18 protein-coding genes and 1 riboswitch are annotated in these 20,117 nt (G+C 41.0%); of the genes, 11 read left to right on the top strand and 7 right to left on the bottom strand.

What is annotated here, in order from left to right:
* Nucleotides 1-205 precede the first annotated feature (205 nt).
* Nucleotides 206-1,642 carry a D-alanyl-D-alanine carboxypeptidase/D-alanyl-D-alanine endopeptidase gene (dacB, locus tag G3O08_RS12715; RefSeq protein WP_163285760.1) on the top strand — a complete coding sequence of 479 codons (1,437 nt, stop codon included), beginning with the start codon at nt 206-208 and terminating at the stop codon, nt 1,640-1,642.
* Between the two features lie 360 nt (nt 1,643-2,002).
* Here the strand turns inward: dacB and G3O08_RS12710 are convergent, their stop codons facing one another.
* Genes G3O08_RS12710 through trkA form a run of 4 tightly spaced genes read right to left on the bottom strand, consistent with a single transcriptional unit; the run spans nt 2,003 to nt 6,351 of the window.
* Entirely contained in the window at nt 2,003-2,869 is an 867-nt protein-coding gene (locus tag G3O08_RS12710; RefSeq protein ID WP_163285759.1) for a tetratricopeptide repeat protein, read from the bottom strand.
* Nucleotides 2,870-2,894: 25 nt separating this feature from the next.
* A complete protein-coding gene (hxpB, locus tag G3O08_RS12705) occupies nt 2,895-3,557 on the bottom strand; it encodes a hexitol phosphatase HxpB (protein ID WP_163285758.1) in 663 nt (220 codons plus the stop codon).
* Nucleotides 3,554-5,014, bottom strand: coding sequence for a TrkH family potassium uptake protein (locus G3O08_RS12700; RefSeq protein WP_163285757.1), 1,461 nt, complete (start codon nt 5,012-5,014; stop codon nt 3,554-3,556). The genes hxpB and G3O08_RS12700 overlap by 4 nt, the downstream gene beginning before the upstream one ends.
* Entirely contained in the window at nt 5,011-6,351 is a 1,341-nt protein-coding gene (gene trkA / locus G3O08_RS12695; protein WP_163285756.1) for a Trk system potassium transporter TrkA, read from the bottom strand. Before trkA ends, G3O08_RS12700 begins: the two co-directional genes overlap by 4 nt.
* 124 nt (nt 6,352-6,475) lie before the next feature.
* Nucleotides 6,476-6,675, top strand: a riboswitch (cobalamin riboswitch).
* A gap of 125 nt (nt 6,676-6,800) precedes the next feature.
* Between trkA and G3O08_RS12690 the strand changes: the two genes are divergently transcribed.
* The 4 genes from G3O08_RS12690 to G3O08_RS12675 are packed head-to-tail and all read left to right on the top strand — an operon-like array spanning nt 6,801 to nt 10,706.
* A complete protein-coding gene (locus G3O08_RS12690; RefSeq protein ID WP_163285755.1) occupies nt 6,801-8,708 on the top strand; it encodes a TonB-dependent receptor in 1,908 nt (635 codons plus the stop codon).
* Nucleotides 8,698-9,741, top strand: a complete 1,044-nt coding sequence (locus G3O08_RS12685) for a YncE family protein (protein ID WP_163285754.1) — start codon at nt 8,698-8,700, stop codon at nt 9,739-9,741. The genes G3O08_RS12690 and G3O08_RS12685 overlap by 11 nt, the downstream gene beginning before the upstream one ends.
* Before the next feature lie 35 nt (nt 9,742-9,776).
* Nucleotides 9,777-10,259, top strand: a complete 483-nt coding sequence (locus tag G3O08_RS12680; protein WP_163285753.1) for an Mpo1 family 2-hydroxy fatty acid dioxygenase — start codon at nt 9,777-9,779, stop codon at nt 10,257-10,259.
* Nucleotides 10,260-10,706: a GNAT family N-acetyltransferase gene (locus G3O08_RS12675; protein ID WP_163285752.1), complete on the top strand. Its 447-nt coding sequence runs from the start codon at nt 10,260-10,262 to the stop codon at nt 10,704-10,706.
* Between the two features lie 29 nt (nt 10,707-10,735).
* Here the strand turns inward: G3O08_RS12675 and G3O08_RS12670 are convergent, their stop codons facing one another.
* Nucleotides 10,736-11,404 carry a HEPN domain-containing protein gene (locus tag G3O08_RS12670; RefSeq protein ID WP_163285751.1) on the bottom strand — a complete coding sequence of 223 codons (669 nt, stop codon included), beginning with the start codon at nt 11,402-11,404 and terminating at the stop codon, nt 10,736-10,738.
* 267 nt (nt 11,405-11,671) lie between these two features.
* Here G3O08_RS12670 and G3O08_RS12665 point away from each other — a divergent pair, with 267 nt between their 5' ends.
* The 6 genes from G3O08_RS12665 to G3O08_RS12640 all read left to right on the top strand — a co-directional run bounded on the left by G3O08_RS12665 (nt 11,672) and on the right by G3O08_RS12640 (nt 18,817).
* On the top strand, nt 11,672-12,028 hold the full coding sequence (locus tag G3O08_RS12665) for a hypothetical protein (RefSeq protein ID WP_163285750.1): 357 nt from the start codon (nt 11,672-11,674) through the stop codon (nt 12,026-12,028).
* Between the two features lie 44 nt (nt 12,029-12,072).
* Nucleotides 12,073-14,409 carry a TonB-dependent receptor gene (locus G3O08_RS12660; protein WP_163285749.1) on the top strand — a complete coding sequence of 779 codons (2,337 nt, stop codon included), beginning with the start codon at nt 12,073-12,075 and terminating at the stop codon, nt 14,407-14,409.
* Nucleotides 14,410-14,430: 21 nt separating this feature from the next.
* Complete coding sequence (locus G3O08_RS12655) at nt 14,431-15,042, top strand: type 1 periplasmic binding fold superfamily protein (protein WP_163285748.1); 612 nt, start codon at nt 14,431-14,433, stop codon at nt 15,040-15,042.
* Between the two features lie 27 nt (nt 15,043-15,069).
* On the top strand, nt 15,070-15,801 hold the full coding sequence (locus G3O08_RS12650; protein ID WP_163285747.1) for a hypothetical protein: 732 nt from the start codon (nt 15,070-15,072) through the stop codon (nt 15,799-15,801).
* Between the two features lie 97 nt (nt 15,802-15,898).
* Nucleotides 15,899-18,040, top strand: coding sequence for a S9 family peptidase (locus tag G3O08_RS12645; protein ID WP_163285746.1), 2,142 nt, complete (start codon nt 15,899-15,901; stop codon nt 18,038-18,040).
* 6 nt (nt 18,041-18,046) lie between these two features.
* Complete coding sequence (locus G3O08_RS12640; RefSeq protein ID WP_163285745.1) at nt 18,047-18,817, top strand: metallophosphoesterase family protein; 771 nt, start codon at nt 18,047-18,049, stop codon at nt 18,815-18,817.
* Here G3O08_RS12640 and G3O08_RS12635 read toward each other — a convergent pair.
* Entirely contained in the window at nt 18,814-19,323 is a 510-nt protein-coding gene (locus G3O08_RS12635; RefSeq protein WP_163285744.1) for an ABC transporter ATPase, read from the bottom strand. The two genes, G3O08_RS12640 and G3O08_RS12635, sit on opposite strands and share 4 nt — an antisense overlap.
* Nucleotides 19,323-20,117, bottom strand: a complete 795-nt coding sequence (locus tag G3O08_RS12630; RefSeq protein WP_163285743.1) for a (Fe-S)-binding protein — start codon at nt 20,115-20,117, stop codon at nt 19,323-19,325. Before G3O08_RS12630 ends, G3O08_RS12635 begins: the two co-directional genes overlap by 1 nt.

Below are 20,117 nucleotides of genomic sequence, written 5' to 3'. Positions count from 1 at the left end.
CTGGGGGTTCTGGATATAATAGAAGGAATACCCTCAGGGCGCATGCCCAGCGGAGCACGAAACTTACCAATCTGCACGTTTATTTTACCCTAATAAATACCTTTAAATACCTCAAATAGCTCACCCTCCACAAATTTCCATAAAAAAGAGATTGTAATTATACCAAAACCCCCTTCTTTGCATTATTAATAGTGAAGCTTTTTTAATGATGGGGTATTTAAAATTCTGTTTTTTCCTTTTTGCGGTTTGCCTTTCGGCGAATTGCGTAGGTCAATCATCTGCCGAAAAGTTTTCGCAATCGGCTGATTTAAAAGGTGCTTTGGTTTCGGTATCGGTTGCCGATTTTGAAACAGGAGCCGTTTTGCAAGCGGCAAATGAAGATCAACGCCTTTGTCCAGCATCGGTTTGGAAGCTTTTTACAACCACCGCTGCGCTAAAAACGCTAGGTTCTGAGTTTCGATTCCGCACCGTTCTGGCATACGATGGGAAAATAGAAAACGGTATCCTTTCCGGAAATCTTTATATAATCGGGGGCGGCGATCCTGCTTTGGGATCACGGCATTTTTCGCCGGGGTTTGAACCGCTTATGCTGGAATGGGCTAGTGCTGTAAAAGCTGCCGGAATAGATAGTGTAAACGGAAAGATCGTAGCTAATGCAGCTCATTTTCAAGGTGATGGAATTCCACGAACGCGTATCTGGGAAGATATGGGAAACTACTACGGAGCCGCAGTTTCGGGATTGAATATAAATGACAATACGTTTTACGTCGATTTTCAGGTGCCTTCAGATATTGGCCGTGAAGCCAAAATTTTATCTATTGATCCGGCTGTACCCGGTTTGCAAATCAATTCAGAAGTTGTAAGCAGTACCATTCAATCTGACAGAGCTTTTATTTTCGGATCGCCCTACAGCAATGAGCGAATAGTGCGTGGAACCTTGCCCGCCGGTCGAGATCATTTTAAAATTAAAGGAAGCTTGCCAAATCCGCCTGTTTTTGCTGCAAGCCATTTGCAAAAGGCACTTAAAAAAATTGGAATTGGAAGCGGAGGACTTGTTGTAGAGCAAGCTACATTGCGCGAGCCTGCAACTTACAGAGTCATTCGCGAAGAATTTTCACCTTCGCTCAGCGCGCTTGTCAAACACACCAATGTAGAAAGTGATAATCTCTATGCAGAGACTTTTCTTTATCAAATAGGAGTTAAGAATGGTGATGGCACACTGATGGGCGGGCTCGAAAGCCTGGAAAAATTCTACGAGCCTATTTGCGAAAAGGAATATCCGCTGTATGCTTATGATGGAAGCGGTTTATCTCGATTTACAGCTGTGTCTGCCAGTCAGATTACAACATTAATTCAATATTGCGCCAAAGATGAAATGCTGCGAAAAGATTTGCTAGGCAACTTGCCTCTTGCCGGCGAAGAGGGCAGTATGAAATGGTTTGGCAAACGAACGAATCTGGCAGGAAATCTGCGTGGCAAAAGTGGATCGATGGATAAAGTGCGCGCTTATGCCGGGTATTTTGCTGCCTCATCGGGTCGCAAGATAGCCTTTGCGGTGGTTGTCAATAATTTTGATGGAAGCGGAACCGATTTGAGGCAAAAGATCGAGACGATGTTGTTGGAGGTTTATGGGGATTATTAAGAGATGATCTAAGCTACTAATTTCTTGTTTCATAGAGCTCTTGCGCGCCTCATTCTAGAGGGAGCCCTGCACGCACAGTACTTTTATCGGATAACCTAATTTTGGTTAACCTTCAAATTAAATTTGGGTCGTATTTCAATGAATGAAATTAATCTCTTATCAGATTTGTGCGGTTGTGCCTTTTTGGTTATGGTGCGGGAAGCCATTGGTAATCAGTTTTTCTAATCCCCTAGTATGTCTGATTCAGAAAGTTCGATAGCAAGGCGCACGCAGTTTTGAAAACCAAGGAGTTGACATTTGTCAATGACTGTTTTCAAAACAAGTGCAACGCTGATATCGGGCTTTATGGGCAGACAGAAATTAGAAAGTCGCCCTGATGGTACGAGTCTTACCAGCCGGCTCCTTACGCTCTTCTTTATCCAGACAATACTTCTGGTAAATTCCAGCAGATTCAATATCACCCAAATCTTTTGCCTTTTCGTAAAGCAAACAAGCTTCTTCTTTTTCGCCTGCAAAATAAAGTGCCTCGGCCTGATAGAAATAGTAGTCGATGGGTTTATCTAAATTTTCCGGTTTGAGTTCTTCAAAAGTTTTAGCGGCTGCGGCGTATGATTCTGTCGCAAGTTGTATAACACCAATATTGTACTTGGCTTGAGCTAAATTTGGATCGATTTCGAGTACCTTTTCGTAATCTTTTAATGCTTTGCTGTAATTTCCCAATTCGGCATATGTCGCAGCGCGCATGTAAAGAGCGTCGCGGTAATCTGGTTTAAGTTTTATGGCTTGATTGTAGTATTTTAAAGCCGCCATTAAACTATATTCGTGGTGCTTGAGATTGCCCATAAAATAATTGGCTTCGGGCAATTCTTTATCGATTTTTAAAGCTTCCTTGGCCTTTTTCTCTCCTGCTTCAATTTCATTTCTATTGTAAAGGGCTGATGCCCAATTTGCGTAAAGCAATGCCGATTGATCATTTAACTTCTCGGCTTTTTTATATGCCTGAATGGCTTCCACAAAATTTTCTTCTTTTTGATAGCAGTCACCTTTTAAAAGCCAGACATCAAAATTGGCTTCATCAGTTTCCGTAATACGGTTTAATGAAATGAGTGCATCTGCATATTGCGCATTGTTATAGTGCGAACGGGCATCGGCAAAAATAGCGTTGTCTTGCGATTTAGCAATGAGTGATGATAGCAGGAGAATGGAGAATATCAGTTTTCGGCGCATACGCGCATTGATACGTTCGGGACGATCAAAAAGTTATTTCTTTCGGTAAACGGTTCCAGTCAAAATCAATTAACGATTTGATTGTTAAAGTTGCTGCGTTAAATCTTTTATCCGAAATCATTTCGCTGTCGGGCACTGCTATAACAGGCATTTTAGCCGCCAGAGCCGCTACCACTCCGTGAAAGGAATCTTCGAGTACGAGGCATTGGTGAGGTAAAACATCCAGTTGTTTTGTTGTAGCAATAAATACGGCGGGATGAGGTTTTCCAAACGCTTCATACTGTGCAGAATGCAATGCATGAAAGGCTCCTTCCATTTGCAAGACTTTTACTACGCTAATAATAAGAGACATAGGTGAGGACGACGCAATAGCGATTTTTAATTTGCGTCTTTGACATTCAGCCAAAACTTCAGTTACACCCGGCATGGGTTTTCCTTCTGCTAAAATGTATTTGCTTACAAGCGAAAGTATCCGCTCTTCCACTTCTTCCATCGTTTTTCCTTTCCAGGGATGGCGTGCGTACCAGAGCTCTACCACTTCATTTAGCCTGTATCCCATGGTTTCACGGCAATCAGCATCGGTAAGCATTATATCCACTTCTGAAAAGGCTTCTTGTTCTGCTTTTCTCCAAAAAGGTTCGGAGTCAATAAGCAAACCATCCATATCAAAAATAACGGCCTTTATCATGTGCTGCGCCAAAAATAACGGGTGAAAATAATGATAACAGTAAATAGCTCAAGCCTTCCGATAATCATAACAACGCTCAAAATCCATTTAGCAGCTGAAGGAATTTGCGCAAAACTATGCGACGGTCCCGTTTCATTCAGCCCCGGACCAATATTTCCCAACGAGGTAGCTACTGACCCCATAGCAGTCACAGCATCCATCCCCATAAGGGCAAGAACAACCGAGGCAACACCAAATATCGTTATGTAAATAATGACAAAAGCCATGGTGCTGCGTACAACTTCATGGGGAATCGCTTTGCCATTAATTCGTACTGGAATAATTGCTGTAGGGTGCAATTGACGGCGAAACTCTATAATCGAGTTTTTGGCAATAATTAAATGTCTTACAATTTTAACCCCACCAGCAGTTGATCCGGCACAAGCGCCAATAAACATGAGAATGAAGAATATAAGAGATACACTGCCTCCCCATTCTGTGAAGTCGGATGAAGCATAACCTGTGGTGGTAAGTACAGAAACAACCTGAAAAAGCGACTCCCGAAAGGCGATGCTAAAAGGCATTGCACTGCGGTATATTAGCACTGAAGTTACCAAGGCTGTGGCGCCTAAAGTGATGAACAGGTATGCCCTGAATTCGCCGTTTTGAAATAAATTTTTAAACTTCCCCTTAAAAGTCAAATAAAGAAGTACAAAGCTTGTACCCCCCATAAACATGAAGGCGGTGATAACGTACTCAATATAGCTGGAATTGTAGAAAGCAATGCTGGCCTGCTTTGTAGAGAAGCCCCCGGTTGACATAGTGGTAAGACTGTGGTTAATGGCATCAAAAAAAGTCATGTCACCAAAGAGTAATAAAATCGTTTCGGCAAGGGTAAGTATAATGTATAAAAACCAAAGTCTCTTGCCGGTATCTTGAATTCGAGGTTTGAGCTTATCGGCAGTTATGCCCGGTGCTTCGGCCATAAAAAGCTGTAGCCCACCAATACCAAGTAGTGGTAAAATGCTAATTACCAAAACGATAAACCCTAATCCGCCAATCCATTGTGTCAAGCTTCGCCAAAACAATATGCTTTCCGGGAGTTCTTCAATATTTTCCAAAATGGAAGCGCCGGTCGTTGTAAATCCTGAAATACTTTCAAAAAAGGCATTCGTAAAATTGGGAATGGAACCGGTAATGATGTATGGAATAGCCCCCGAAAGCGCCATAACAAACCAACTAAAAGTAACAATAATATATCCATCGCGTTTTCGGATGTTTTGACGGTCTTTGTGCTTGTAGGTTGATAGCCAAAGTACAAGCCCCAGCACGGCACTTAATACCACAGAGTAAATCCAACTGGTAAGCATACCATCTAGATAATATATAGAAAAAGGAATGCATAGCGCCATAAGTGCTGAATTGACAAAAAGCAGCACACTGAGAATATTAACGATTCCAATGAAATTTATCTTCACTTAAAGAATCTTTCTATTTTATTGATCGACTCCATTTTTGCCAGAATTACAACGTGGTCGCGCTCCTGAAATTCAAAATCTAATGTGGGAATATAACCTTTTTCATTCCGCACAACACCACCTACAAGCGATGCCTTTGGAAACTTTAGGTCGGCAAGGCGGGCGCCTTTTATTTTTGAATTTGGCGTAACTTCATATTCAAGTACTTCTACATCGGCACCGTGCAAACTGGTAAGTGAGAGTATTTCTCCTTTTCGGATATATCGAAAAATGAAGTTTGCCGCAATAAGTTTTTTGTTTATAAGAGTATCAACACCAATGCTTTGTGAAAGGTGGATATAGTCGATATTTTCTACCAGAGCAATTGTTTTTGCAACATTGTGGTTTTTCGCTACAAGGCTGGTAATAATATTCGTTTCACTATTGTCTGTAACGGCTATAAAGGCGTCCATTTCAGATAAATTCTCCTGCTCAAGTACATCTACGCTCCTCCCGTCGGCATTAATAATCAGCGTATCGGGAAGCATGTCGGCAAGTTTTAAACAGCGTTCTCTATCTGGTTCAATCAACTTTACCCGGTACTTTTTGCTCAAAGCTTTTGCCGCGTGATAGCCTACAGAGCTTCCACCGAGAATCATCAGATTTTTAATCTCAATCCTACTTTTATTAAAGATTTCTAATACGCGATTGAGTCCCACATTATTAGCAGTAAAATATGCATGATCGTTAACTTGAAAGCGGGTATCTTTCTTTGGGATAATGGTTTCATTATTTCGCAAAATAGCTACCGGAATAAAATCACGATTGGGATTCAGGTAGGCTGTTTCTTCCATGGTTTTTCCCGCCACCTGACTATCCTGCTCTACTTTAATTCCAATCAGGGAGAGTTTTCCTTTGTCAAAGTCGATAAAGTCTGTAAGTGCCGATTCCTTGCATAGCCTTTTAATCTCGCGTGCTGCGAGCGATGCGGGCGAAATAAGCTCGTCGATACCCAAATTACACAAATCGAGTTTCTCGCGGCTGTTTAAAAATTCGATATTGAAAATTCGGGCCACGGTTTTCTTCGCTCCTAGGTGTTTGCCAATAATGCAGGTAGTGAGATTTACATCTTCGCTATTTGTAACCCCAATTAGCAAATCGGCCTTTTCAATACCCGCTTGTGTAAGGGTACTTATAGAAGTTGAGCTACCGTTAAGAACTTCCAAATCAAGGTGGTTAGAGATATTTCTAAGCGAGTCGCCGTCTATGTCGATCACTGTTATGTTATGTCCTTCCATTGTGAGAAGCTTCGCCAGGTGAAATCCCACCTCGCCGGCTCCTGCTATTATTATTCGCATGAAGATATTCTTCTAAAAAAGCAGCAAATATACTATTTGATTGCCACATACATGAATACTACAAACGTATATTAAAACAAATGGTTTTCCTATTGATTTATTTGGGCGTATAATTTTATATGTGCTAACTTTGCGCCGCTAAGGTTCATTTTTATTCTTGCCGGAATAAAAGGAATAATAGGGAATCAGGTGTAAATCCTGAACAGTACCCGCTGCTGTAAGCTCTTATACTTCAGTCAATCACGGCCACTGCTTCACAATGCGAGGTGGGAAGGCTGACTGAAGGGAGCGAGTCAGAAGACCTGCCTTTGCATTTAAATTTATTTCTGGCTTTCGGGATTAGAAGCATGAAATTACCTGGGCAATTTGCCCCTGTATTTCAATTTTTCTCCTTTTAGCCGAATTACATTGAAGAAAAGGTTATGCCTGATTGGATGGTTCGGATAAAAGTGAAATTAGGAATTGCTGCCCTTTTTGGTATGCTTTCCGGTTTCGCTCATGCACAAGTTGATACGCTGCTTATCAAGCAGGTAGAAATTGTGGGGCATAATTTTCAGGAAGACCTGGTGGGAATTCATCTGGAAAAGCTAAAACCCGTGGATGCTCCGCTTAGTTTGGGGAAAAGTCTCGATAACTGGCTGGCAAACAGAACCAATCTGGTATTGCGCGGCTATGGCCCGGGTAGTAGCTACGGCATATCCATTCGCGGAAGCAGCACCAGCCAAACCCAGATTTTAGTAAACGGTGTACCTTTTGAAAATCCCGGTCTCGCTACTTCTGATGTTTCAACCCTTCCAAATGCTATTTTCTCGGGAATGTCGCTGTATCGTGGCTCGGCGGCATCATATCTGGGCAATGCAGCTATTGGCGGAAGCATTTTAATGGAAACCGGCGAATCAGAAAACCATGAGATTTTCACTCAAAATTTTTCGGTGGGAAGTTTTGGCAATTTGAGCACTGTTTCAAAAATGCAATACGGTACCAATCGCTTTTCGGGAACTACACGCGTTTATTTCAATAAGGCTAAAAATAACTTTTTGAGACCGGATCCGATTGATAAAAACGAGGAAATCCGTCAGACCAATGGAGCTTTTCAAACAGCTGGCATTGCGCAAGATCTAAACTTTTACGGAAAGGGGAATGCAAAGGGCCACGTCTTTCTTTGGGCTGGCGATACACGACGCGAAATACCGCCTATAAAGTCAAAAAGAAATGCCGAAACCACCCAGAGAGACGAGAGCTACAGAGCGCAAGGTATTTTTGAAACGAAATTTCAATCGCTTGAAATTAAGGTGAATACTGCACTCGATCACGGTCGTTTAAATTATTATGACCATTCGGCAGGGCTCGATGAAGATTCCGAATACACCACTTTTCACACACAAGCAGAGCTTCGAAAAACGATTGGAAGATTTCGGGTATTTGCACTTGGAATTTTCCGGGACTCGCATGTGCTTACCGAAAACTATGAAGGTTCGCAGCGCCGCACAAGTCCGGCCGTGGTTGGAGGTGTTAATACAGCCTTTTGGAAATTGAGAACAAAAATGTCGCTGGTTTTAAGACAGGAGTTTTTAAACGGTGAAGCGTTGCCCGTTGTACCGGTAATTTCGCTTGAGCAAAAAATTGCTGAGCCACTTTACGTCACCCTTTCAGCTGGAAAAGCATACCGCTTGCCTGGATTGAACGATTTGTTTTGGTCGCCTGGCGGAAATCCGGATTTAAAACCTGAATCGGGCTGGTTTCAGGAAGCGGGAATGAAGTACGATAAAAAATACGAGCACAGTAAAATATCGATTGGCATATCTGGCTTTCACCGCTTGATAGAAAACTGGATACAATGGGCACCGAGTGGTGATTTCTGGTCGCCACGGAATATTAAGAAAGTAAGAAGTCAGGGATTTGAAGGCTCTGCGCGAATTGAAAATAACATTGGGTTACTTGTTTTTGAGCATCAGGCGTCTGCAACTTATGCGCAGGCCACAAATTTAGAGGCGGCCTTTGAGGGAGATCAGTCGGTTGATAAGCAGCTGATTTATATGCCATTTTGGTCTGCGATTTTTCAGGAATCCATATCCACGAAAAATCAACTGTTCAAAATTCATTTTATTGGGAAATATACGGGCGAGCGCTTTACCACAGGCGATAATCTGCGCAGCCTTGATCCATTTTTCACATTTGATATTGAATGTGTTTCAGACCTAAAAATCAAAAACCTTCCATTATCCATATTCGCGGCGGCGCGCAATATTTTTGATGTAGAATACCAATTACAAGCTTCACACTATATGCCCGGAATTAATTTTGAAGTGGGCGTTCAACTAAAAATAAATCTTAAAAAAACAAAAAATGAAATTTAATTATCTCTTGTGCGCTCTGGCGCTTATTCTATTTTCTTGTAGTTCTGATGATGACACCGAACTACCCGTGGTAAATCCTGATTCGGAAAATCTAATCCTAATTGGAAATGAGGGTGCTTTTATGGGCAATAGTGCCAGCCTTACTCTTGTAGATCGCGATGTGAATGAAGCGACTCAAAATGTTTATTCCAGTGCAAACGAAGATGCTGAACTTGGTGATGTTACGCAGAGTTTGTATCAATTCAATGATGAAATTTATGTGGTGGTAAATAATTCAAGTAAAATTGAAGTATTAGACGAAAATAACTTCACAACCAAGCGCACTATTGTTGGCTTGGAATCGCCGCGCTATATGCTTTTTGAAAGTGCCGATAAGGCCTATGTTTCTGATTTATATGAAGTTGGTATTCACATTGTTAATCCAGCAAATGGCACCTATACATCATTTATCAATACGCCTTTTCCAATTGAGCACATGGTGGATTACAACGGAGAAATTTGGTGTAGCGCTACCGGAAACGATAAGGTTTACTTTCTTGATTCGACTACCGATATGGTATCTGATAGCCTTGAGCTCACCTATGGTGTTAACGAGATTGTACAAGATGAAAATAACGATTTTTGGATTCTTTCACGGGGAGATGCTTTCGGAACTCCTGTGATAGCTGCCGTACTACACAAAGTAGATGGTGATTCAAAAGCTGTTGTGAGCTCTTACACACTCCCCCTTTCTCCCGGATATGGCGAGAGTATGGCGATGAGCAGCAATAAAGAGGATGTACTTTTTATAATGGATGGTAAGATTTTTAAAATGGGGATAGATGAAACTACCCTGCCTGCATTGCCATTTATTGAAAAAACGAGTAGCTTTTATAGCCTTTCGGTAAATACTGCCAACGGAGAGATTGCTGCCACAGATGCTTTTGATTATTCACAATCTGGAAAAGTGTATTTTTTTACTGCTAATGGCGTTGATATTGACAATTACAGTACCGGAATTGTACCGCATAGTGTATTGTGGTTGGAAGATTAAAAAAATCATTACTTTCATAATTCAATTTTCGAATTATGAAGACAATGCAAGACTGGTTTGATGCTTACGGCGAAAGCCATAAAGACCACACCAACAAAACGATACATTGGATTTGTGTGCCTTTGATTTTTTATTCCATTGTGGGAATATTGTCATTGGTTCCGTTTGAATTTATAAAAGGTTGGTTCCCTTACGGAATTCAGCCTTTTATACATTTGGGCACGCTGCTGGTCTTGTTTGGTGTTCTGTTTTTTTTAAGGCTTAGCATCCCAATTGCTATTGGCATGTTGGTCGTTTCATTCATTATTCTTTTGCTCGTAAATCAGACCCATTTAGCTTTTGGCAATCTTGCCTGGGTATTTTTTGTCAGTGTTTTTGTTTTGAGCTGGATTGGTCAGTTTATTGGCCATAAAATAGAAGGGGCAAAGCCTTCATTTTTTGACGATTTAAAGTTTTTGATGATCGGCCCTGCCTGGCTTTTACATTTCATTTACCGAAAACTGGGAATTTCATACTAAATGAACACTTTCCACATAGCAGAAATCTCTGCTGAAGAAACTTTTCCATTGCGCTCACTGGTTTTGCGAAGTAGAGATAGCAGCATTCCATGCCCTTTTGAAGGCGATAAAGAAAAAACGACGCACCATTTTGGATACGTTCGCGAAAATGAAATTGTGGCCATTGCCAGTTTTTATCAGCGAAAAAGTGATTTGTTGGGGCAAAAGGAAATGGTTCAGCTGCGTGGAATGGCGACTCACCCCGATTATTCTGGTCAGGGCTGTGGCAAGGAGCTGATGGAATTTACAATCGATTTTTATAGAGATAATGGTTTTGATCTAATTTGGTGCAACGCCCGCGAAATTGCTTTTGGATTTTACCAAAAGCTGGGATTTTTAAGCAAGGGTGAAAACTTTCTTATTCCTGAAATAGGCGTTCACCGTGTGATGTATTATGCTTTTGAGTGATATTATGATTGTATTATCGCTCAATATTTTCATCTAATTTCTAATCCTGTTCTTTTCACTAAATCTATCAATGGAGAAATATTTGTGCTGTTAAATATATCTTTACCAACAAGATAGGGCTCTATCTTTGTGTTGACTTTTCTGGTCAAATTCCAAATTCTTCCAGTCAATTGGTCATCCTCATTTTCAGATACAATCAGTACATCAATGTCGCTATCTTCAGTGGCGGTATTTGACAAATAACTTCCGTATAAGAAGGCTTTGTCAACTGTAATTCCTTCTGAACGTAGCAGGCTAATATATTTTTTCAATATCTCTACAATCTCACTTTTAGCCATTGGAATAAGGATTTTAGTCATTTCATAATAGTTATTCACTGTGGAAATATCAGGAAGCATAGGATTGTAATCCGGATAACGACCTTGCAACTGATACTTCATCAATATCCCAAGAAATATTTGATTTTCCTCATTTAATTCTAAGCCCGCTTTTTCTGATAGATAAACCAAGTTATGAGATTTAGGAGCAACTTCTTCTGATGTTTTGACAACATGCGCCTTAATGGCTTTTTCGATCACTAAATGACAAAAAAATAAACCGTGCAAAATTCGTTTTTCCCGTATAAGTAATGCAGCAGTTACCAAGTCATCTTCAGCTCCATTGATCCAATATGCTATCTGTTTTTTTACATCAATCATTTTGTAATCTAATCATTCAAAGATACTAAAAACGTTAAATCAATTAATTAAATCGTCTAATGTATTACAGGCGCTGATTGCGTGTTGTGAAATAGCAGACATAAATAGTATAAATACCGACGGGTTCCATTTGTCGCTTTTAATAATGTGATTAGAATCGCAGGCTCATTTTACAGACGGAAATTTGCTCATGTCCTTCATTTCTAAAATTCTCTAAAGAATATCAATTTTCAAATTTCTCAATTTATAATTAGTAACTTTGCCCCCATGCAACTGCGTAAGCTAAAAGTTCATATTTCCTGGTTTTTCCTGATGGTTCTCTCATTGGGATTGGCCGACTTTTCCCTACACGCCTTAACACATGAGCACGCCCAATCGCACGAGTCATACCATTCCGTATGTGAGTATGATTCAAAAATTGAAACTGGAGCTACAACAATTTTTAATGCTGAACAGGAATGTTTGCGCTGCGGACAGTTTTTGGTACATACGGCTTGGGCGGTAGCCGATTTGGTTTCTGTTCAATTACTTGATTACTTCGAAACTCTCGTAGTATTTTCTCATTATCAACTGATTTCAAACAAATTGCCTTCTGCCTTTTTGCGCGGGCCACCGGAAGCATAGCAAGTCGTTTCGCTTCTTTTATTTGTTGAAATTCATCAGTATTCATGAAATTTTATTTGCCCCTAATCGGGCTTTTGCTCGCTGCAACGCAGATTTCTGCACAGCAAGAAAATTGCGATATAAAAATTTACGGTCGTATTCTCGATTCCAATTCCGGAACCGGATTGCCGTATGCTACTATTCAGATTAATGGTACTGGTGAGGGAACAGTCGCCGATAGCCTTGGAGCTTATCAATTGGCAAATCTCTGTGCCGGAAGAATCACCCTTAAACTCTCACATATTGGTTGCGCACCGGAGTCCAAAACATTTATCCTCCATTCCGACACGATTTTAAATTATTACATGGATCATTCCGATCACTTTTTAAAAGAATTTGAAATTGTAGCAGGTGCAGAGCGTATATCGGCAGACAGAAATATCCAGTTGTCGAAATTGGAAATGCGTGAATCTACGGGTTTGCAACTCGCCGATAGGATGAAGGAAATGCCCGGAATTCGCGTGCTTCAATCGGGAAATACCATATCGAAACCCATATATCGCGGTTTGCACAGCAATCGGCTTTTAATCTTTAACAACGGTGTGCGTCAAGAAGGACAATATTGGGGTGCAGAACATGCTCCAGAAATTGATTCTTACTTAATAAATCAGGTAGAATTGCTCGATGGAGTAGAAGGATTGGCCTATGCGCCAGACGCCATAGGAGGAATAATTAAAATAGAATCTGAAAGCGTTTTTGCATCTGATTCGCTGCACGGAGATTTCCAGTCGAGCCTTTCAACTAATGGTCGAGGCGGTTCCGCAGCCTTATCACTGGGTGGTAGGCTTGCAAAGAAACTTCCGCTTTATTATCAGTTTCAGGGATCTCTGAAAAAACTTGGAGATGTTGAAACTCCTGATGTTGTTTTGTCTAATACCGGAACCGAAGAGTACAACTATTCTTATGCGCTCGGCTATAAAACTAAAAACTTGGTTTTAAATACGTTCTACAGCAAATTCAATCAGGAAGTTGGGATTTACCGCTTTTCGCACCTCGGAAATCTTACCGATTTACTTGAAGTGCTTGGCGGTGGCCGTCAACCAGATACACTCGATTTTAGCTATGACATAAATCGTCCGCGGCAGGTAATAGACCACGAACTTTTTAAGGCTGAAATGCGCTTGATAACAGGAAGATCATCAAGTCTTGCGGCGAAATATTCAAGACAGTTTAATTCACGGCAGGAATTTGATGCACATACAGGAATAAATCCATCGCAAGAAGAGCTGGCCAGGCCACAACTAAGCTACAGGCTGCTCACTCATCAGGGAGATATTACCTTTTCGTACCGCAAAGAAAGGCTGGAAGGGAAAATGGGCATAGCCGGAATTGCCAGAACCAATACCTTTTCGGGAAGGAGTTTTATTCCAGATTATGAGAATTATCAAGTGGGGTTATTCCTTGTTCAGTCTTATACCCTTCCGGGAATAAAGCTCAATGCCGGTTTGCGATATGATTTCTACAATTCAGATATTTATGCGCCTTATGGCAGCCCCGAGAATCCGATTAACCAAAATTTTAAAGGTTTTGCTGGTGCAGTTTCGGCGGTTCAGCAATTTGAAAATGCGTCGATCAAATACGAAATCTCTTCCCATTGGCGGGCTCCTGGAGTAAATGAACTTTTTAGTTCGGGGTTGCATCATGGTGTAGGAGTAATTGAACAAGGCGACTCTACACTTTCGCAGGAGCGCTCTTACAATGCTTCGCTCGTATTCGTGAAAAACTGGCAGAAACATCAATTCAACCTCTCGCCTTACCTGAATTATATCCGCAATTTCATCTATCTCAATCCCGAATCTATTGAGCTTACCATACGCGGCGCATTCCCAAGAATGGATTACAAGCAAGCCAATGCGGTTTTTGCTGGTGTTGATTTAGATTATTCCACAAATTTTAAAAGGTTTGATATCAACCTTGCGGCCAGCATGATTTATGCTCAAAATATAAGTCAAAACAGCAAGTTAAACGGAGTTCCTCCACAGCAATTTTCGGCGGAAGCCAAATACAATTTCAGAAAATGGCGCAAAATTGAAAATCCGTTTATTGCCGTAAAAGGAAGCTATACCATGGAGCAATACCGCGCTCCTCAAGTGCTTCCGGCCGATTTGTTTTTAAACCAAAACACCGATGCGGAATTGCCCTCCAGTTTTGATTTTGCCCCAGCGCCAGATGGGTATTTTCTATTGAATATTCAGGCGGGATTCGCAATAAAGAGGAATTTTATTTCCTTAACTGTGGATAATACGCTGAACAAAACCTACAGAAATTACCTCGATCTCTTCCGATACTATGCAGATCAACTCGGCTTAAATTTTACACTTAGATATCAATATAATTTTTAAACCTTTAAAATTCTAAATCAAATGAAAAACTCAAAAATTATTTCAAAAGCTCTTATAATATTCGCAATCCCTGTGGTTTTTGCCTGTGAGGGCAATGATGATGACAATCCGCAAATTGAAAATGAAGCTGAATTGATAACGGTTCTGAATATTACGCTTATCAATCCGGTAACAAATGATACAACATTTGCGGTTTTTTCTGATCCGGATGGCCCCGGTGGAATTTCCCCTACGGTGACGCCGATTACATTGAAATATACAGGAGAAAATGGGCAGTACTTGGCGCATGTAGAAGTTCTGGATTCTTCAAATCCCAATGATGTGGAACAAATCAATCCGGAGATTTTGGAAGAGGCAGATATGCACCAATTTTTCTACCTTCCCAATACCGAAGCTGGTGAGGTCGTGAACATTTCTTACGATCCACAAGAAATCGACAGCAATGGGAATCCACTTGGGATTTCTTCAATCTGGAATGTGTTGGGGCTAACAAATCAAGGCGAAACGGTGACAATTGTTTTACGTCATTCTCCAAATAAAGGTGGGGCAGGAGTTGCCACGGGCGACATTACCAATGCCGGCGGCGAGACCGATATAGAAGTTACATTTCAGCTGGAAATTCAGCCTGAGTAATACGGCGCGATTTTGTACTTTTCGGGCATGAAATTTAAAGCTGTGCTTCTTGGTCTTGCGATTCTGTTTCTGGCTTGTACCAAAGTTGAAAAAGATGAGAGAGCCCCGGTAATTGAGTCGCTAGATCTAAATAGCGACTCTTTTCGGCCACCTGATGTAGTGAAAATTACGGTGGCATTGTCAGATAATGAAAATCTTGATCAAGTGAGAGTGCGTATTTCGCCCGCTTTTGCGAAAAGTTTTGGCGACTGGAAAGATTTACAAGTCAGAGATATTTCCGGACAAACCTATGAGGGGTCATTTTCATTTGTGATTCCCGATACGGCTCGCTCGGGTTATTATCAAATAGTTACCCAAGGAGCCGATTTGAGAGGCAATGGTACCAAAGATTCCATTCTCTATTTTACTATTAATCAGCCCGGATTTGCTCCTAATATAATTGATTTTCAAACAGATCCACCAATCGTTGAAGACGTGATATACATGAGCGGTCAGGATAGCCTGCGCTTTACGGGATTGCTAATAGATAATGTCCAGCTAAAAGAAGTAACCTTCGATTTGCGATCAACAAACGACGAGCGGATAAAAATGCTGACTCATGATATTCCCGATTCGCTTACATCATGGGATTTGGCTTTAAATACCGATACGATTTTACCCGATTACGAAACAAAATTTCCGGGATTGCTGCTGGTAAAAGTGCTCGATAATGATGGGAATCAAACACGGATGGAAGTACCTGTTGATTATACACCGTGATTTAGTAATAGGCTTCGATGACTCCATAGCGATTCAATAGATGACTCTTATTTCTGGCTTTTGCCAATTACCTCTATATTTGGGCAAAATTTTAAATATGTTGAAGCATTTCATTGCGGTAATATTCCTTGTTTTCTCTTTCTCAATTCAAGCTCAGGAACTTAAAACGCTTGATCTGGAAACTGCTGTTTCGCAGGAGTATAGATCTTTGTATCCGGATCGATTAAAGGGAGTTGAGTGGATTTCTCCAACAAATTTTGCCACAATCGGTGACGATGGCGAGCTTATGATAAGAAATACTGCTGGCGATACAGTTAGAACTATTATTGCTTCAGATTTAAATCCACAATTGACGAAATTGAAGGTGGACTCAATAAAAAGTGTAAGGCCTTATGCCTGGCTTGATGCCAATACTTTTTTGATTCGTTGTGGTGGTGATTTAGTAAGTGTGAATACAGAAGATTTGACTGCCAAAATGTATATGCACATTCCGGCAAAAGCCGAAAACATTGAGTTTTCTTCTGCATCGGGTTATATGGCTTACACCTTAGAAAACAATGTGTTTATTGCAACTTCTGCAGATTCAGCCATTCAGGTTACCAACCACAGCAAAGAATCTGAAATAAGCGCAGGCGTTGCCATTCACCGATCAGAGTTCGGAATTACAAACGGACTTTTTTGGTCGGAAGATGGAAAATCGCTCGGCTTCTACGAAATGGACGAAAGTATGGTAACCGATTATCCATTGGCAAATTATACACCCATACCGGCTGAAGTTAACCTGATAAAATACCCAATGGCCGGTCAAAAAAGCCACCATGCGAAAACAGGGATTTTTGTGGTGGGAAGCGAAGAACTGGTTTATCTGAAAACCGGTGAACCGCTTGATCATTACCTTACCAATTTCACATTCTCGCCTGACGGAAAAAAGGCATATCTCGCAGAAATTAACCGCAATCAGAATGAAATGAAACTCAATGTGTACAATGCGGCCACAGGCGATTTTGAAAAAACATTGTTTACCGAAATTGATGCGAAATACGTAGAACCCGAGCAGCCGCCTTATTTCCCTAAGGGCGACGGCAAAGAATTTTTATGGATGAGCGAGCGTGATGGATTTAATCATATCTACTCATACACCGCCGATGGCAAACTCTTAAAGCAAGTCACTAAAGGCAATTTTGATGTTTTGGAAATCAATGGCCAAACAACCGATGGAAAAACCATAATCGTAACCGCAGTAGAAGGTCTGATAGATCGCGCAATATATGCCGCAAGCGTAAAATCTGGTAAGATGAAAAAGCTCACCGCCGAAAAGGGCTCATATCAGGTTACGATGGACAAAGGAGATAATCTCATGGTGGCTTTATCTTCTCCTGAATATGGAAATAAGGTTACAATAGTCGACGTAAACGGCAAGGTGATTTCTACTCCGTTATCTGCCGAAAATCCGCTTGAGGATTACAAAATTGGTGAAATGGAATTCCCGATTATTACTGCTGCTGATGGTACAAAACTTCAGGGACGATTGATAAAGCCTTATGATTTTGATGCTTCAAAAAAATATCCTGTCATCGTTTATGTATATGGCGGGCCACATGCTCAAATGGTTAGAAACGACTATAAGGGCGGAGCAAATGTATGGATGTATGAGGCTGCAAATCGAGGTTATATAGTCTTTACTGTTGACAATCGAGGAAGTGGAAACAGAGGGATGAAATTTGAACAGGCCGTTTTTAGAAACCTTGGAACGGTTGAAATGGAAGACCAGTTGAAAGGAGTGGAGTATTTAAAAACTTTGCCTTACGTCGATGCCGATAAAATGGCGGTTCACGGCTGGAGCTTTGGAGGATTTATGACTACTTCGCTTATGCTGCGCCACCCGGGAGTTTTTAAAATAGGTGTTGCCGGCGGACCGGTTACAGACTGGCGCATGTATGAAATTATGTATGGCGAGCGCTATATGGATACACCGGAGCAAAACCCCGAAGGATATAAAATTGCCGATTTGAAAAATTACGCAGATCAACTGGAAGGTGATTTGCTTCTTATTCATGGGTTAGATGACAATGTAGTAGTGCCGCAACATAGCTACACGCTACTGCAGCAGTTTGTTACCAACGGAAAGCAGGTTGATTTTTTCACTTATCCAAATCATGAACACAATGTTCGTGGAAAAGATAGGGTGCACCTTATGACTAAAGTTCTGGATTATATAGATTTGCATTTCAAAGAGTAAATAATCTTGAAAAGCCGAAGTGAAAGAGCCATTGATCGACTGAATATCAACCTTATCGATCCGCTCGACAAGCGAAGAAAATCGTTCTTTGTACCTAAACCAGCATCGGGAAGAAGATTGGTAATTACCGATATTCACGGGTGCTATCAAACGTTTGTGAAATTGCTCGATGCTGTCGATCTAAAGAAACACGATCAGCTTTTTATTATCGGCGATATGATAGATCGGGGACCTTATTCTTATCTGGTGCTCGACAAAATCTGGCAATTACTCGATAGAGGATACCAAGTGTTTCCGCTACGTGGGAATCACGAACAGCTTTTTCTGAATTTTAACCGCGAGAATGCCCGAAAGCTTTTTTCGTTTGCTTCCCGCCAATACGCGTCTCATTTAATTGATAGTGACGGAAGGCTCAACAGCGATGTCGATAAATTTTTCGGGAATTTACCGTTTTACTACGAAACAGATATTGCTTTTTTGGTTCACGCCGGTTTTGATACCAATCTCAAAAACCCTTTTGAAGCATGGAAAGACATGATATGGGTACGAAGCTTTTGCTATAACGAAAAACGGCTGAAAGGCAAAATGGTCATTCACGGACACGTGCCAACCAATTACGAGTCTATTAGTCAAGAAATTGAAGAAGGAGCAAAAATAATCAACCTTGATAATGGTTGCATTCGCTCACGCGTAGATGGTTACGGAAAGCTGCTATGCTTTAATCTGGATACACGAGAGTTAATCGCACAAAAAAATATTGATCTCCTTCCGATTTAATCGATCAAACGGCTTTGCCAGCTCTCCGAAATAGGAATAAGCCAGTTGTTATCCATTTCTTCTCGGGTGCGAATCAGATTATTGAAAACCAGTGTTTTGTTGGATATTTCACCTGCTTCGAAAGCATCTTTAAGGCCGTGCATGTCAATTATTTTCACTTCTCCATTTTCACTGATGTATGCCACGTCAGTGCGATTTAAAAGCGAAACGCTGTACTCTTTCTCTAATGATTTGATGAAGTGAACAGAGCTGTCTATTGAGCAGCCCGAAGCGGAAAACCCAGTTTCGTCTACAAATAAACAGATAAACTGATTAAAAAATAGTTGACAATCTGCGATTAGGTTATTGCCATGAGCAGACCATTTTTCAACGAAAGTAGTGCACGTATCATCAATTTTTGCGGCTTCACTTTCGGTAAATGGTTTTGAAGCCTGGTAAATCCATACTTTTGCGTTTGGACTAATACGCTCCTTAATTTTTATTTCTACAGTCTTTGTGCTTAACATTATAAATCATTTGCTTGAGCGATAAGCTCGGCAACATCCATTACCTGCGTCTCGTCTTCTTTATTAAAATTCTTTACACCATCTGTCATCATCGTATTGCAAAACGGGCAACCAGTGGCAATAATATTTGGTTTTACTCCCAATGCTTCTTCGGTACGTTCTACATTTACTTCTTTGTTTCCCGGTTCTGCTTCCTTCCACATTTGTGCGCCACCTGCTCCACAACAAAGTCCTTTGCTTTTGCAGCGCTTCATTTCAACGAGCTCGGCATCAAGCTTTTCTATAAGCGAACGCGGAGCGTCATACACATTATTTCCGCGACCCAAATAACACGGATCGTGAAAAGTAATACGCTTTCCTTTAAATACTCCGCCACCTTGTATGGTGAGCTTCCCTTCATTTATAAGCCCTTGTATAAATTGGCTGTGGTGCTGTATTTTATAATTACCACCAAGACCCGGGTATTCATTTTTTATGGTGTTAAAGCAATGTGGGCAGCCTGTTATGAGATTCTTAATTCCATATCCGTCGAGCACCTGAATATTCATCATGGCTTGCATTTGAAATAAAAACTCATTTCCGGCGCGCTTGGCAGGATCGCCGGTGCAGCTCTCTTCAGTACCTAAAACAGCAAATTTCACATCGGCCGCATGTAGGATTTTGACAATCGCCTTGGTAATCTTTTTTGCCCGATCGTCAAAACTTCCCGAGCAGCCAACCCAAAAAAGTACTTCCGGCATTTCGCCGGCAGCAGCCATTTCGGCCATGGTTGGAACTTTAATATATTCACTCAT

Source organism: Cryomorpha ignava (assembly GCF_010686655.1).
Taxonomy (GTDB): Bacteria; Bacteroidota; Bacteroidia; order Flavobacteriales_D; family Cryomorphaceae; genus Cryomorpha; species Cryomorpha ignava.
This window is presented reverse-complemented; position numbering and strand designations above follow the sequence as displayed.

Bases quoted from the DNA above. Each gene is read 5' to 3' on its own strand.
- G3O08_RS12635 (WP_163285744.1), bottom strand. From the start codon at position 19,323: ATGTTAAGCACAAAGACTGTAGAAATAAAAATTAAGGAGCGTATTAGT.
- G3O08_RS12655 (WP_163285748.1), top strand. From the start codon at position 14,431: ATGAAAAACTCAAAAATTATTTCAAAAGCTCTTATAATATTCGCAATC.
- G3O08_RS12645 (WP_163285746.1), top strand. From the start codon at position 15,899: ATGTTGAAGCATTTCATTGCGGTAATATTCCTTGTTTTCTCTTTCTCA.
- hxpB (WP_163285758.1), bottom strand. From the start codon at position 3,557: ATGATAAAGGCCGTTATTTTTGATATGGATGGTTTGCTTATTGACTCC.
- dacB (WP_163285760.1), top strand. From the start codon at position 206: ATGATGGGGTATTTAAAATTCTGTTTTTTCCTTTTTGCGGTTTGCCTT.
- G3O08_RS12710 (WP_163285759.1), bottom strand. From the start codon at position 2,869: ATGCGCCGAAAACTGATATTCTCCATTCTCCTGCTATCATCACTCATT.
- G3O08_RS12665 (WP_163285750.1), top strand. From the start codon at position 11,672: ATGCAACTGCGTAAGCTAAAAGTTCATATTTCCTGGTTTTTCCTGATG.
- G3O08_RS12630 (WP_163285743.1), bottom strand. From the start codon at position 20,117: ATGAGTGAATATATTAAAGTTCCAACCATGGCCGAAATGGCTGCTGCC.
- G3O08_RS12650 (WP_163285747.1), top strand. From the start codon at position 15,070: ATGAAATTTAAAGCTGTGCTTCTTGGTCTTGCGATTCTGTTTCTGGCT.
- G3O08_RS12670 (WP_163285751.1), bottom strand. From the start codon at position 11,404: ATGATTGATGTAAAAAAACAGATAGCATATTGGATCAATGGAGCTGAA.
- G3O08_RS12680 (WP_163285753.1), top strand. From the start codon at position 9,777: ATGAAGACAATGCAAGACTGGTTTGATGCTTACGGCGAAAGCCATAAA.
- G3O08_RS12660 (WP_163285749.1), top strand. From the start codon at position 12,073: ATGAAATTTTATTTGCCCCTAATCGGGCTTTTGCTCGCTGCAACGCAG.
- trkA (WP_163285756.1), bottom strand. From the start codon at position 6,351: ATGCGAATAATAATAGCAGGAGCCGGCGAGGTGGGATTTCACCTGGCG.
- G3O08_RS12675 (WP_163285752.1), top strand. From the start codon at position 10,260: ATGAACACTTTCCACATAGCAGAAATCTCTGCTGAAGAAACTTTTCCA.
- G3O08_RS12685 (WP_163285754.1), top strand. From the start codon at position 8,698: ATGAAATTTAATTATCTCTTGTGCGCTCTGGCGCTTATTCTATTTTCT.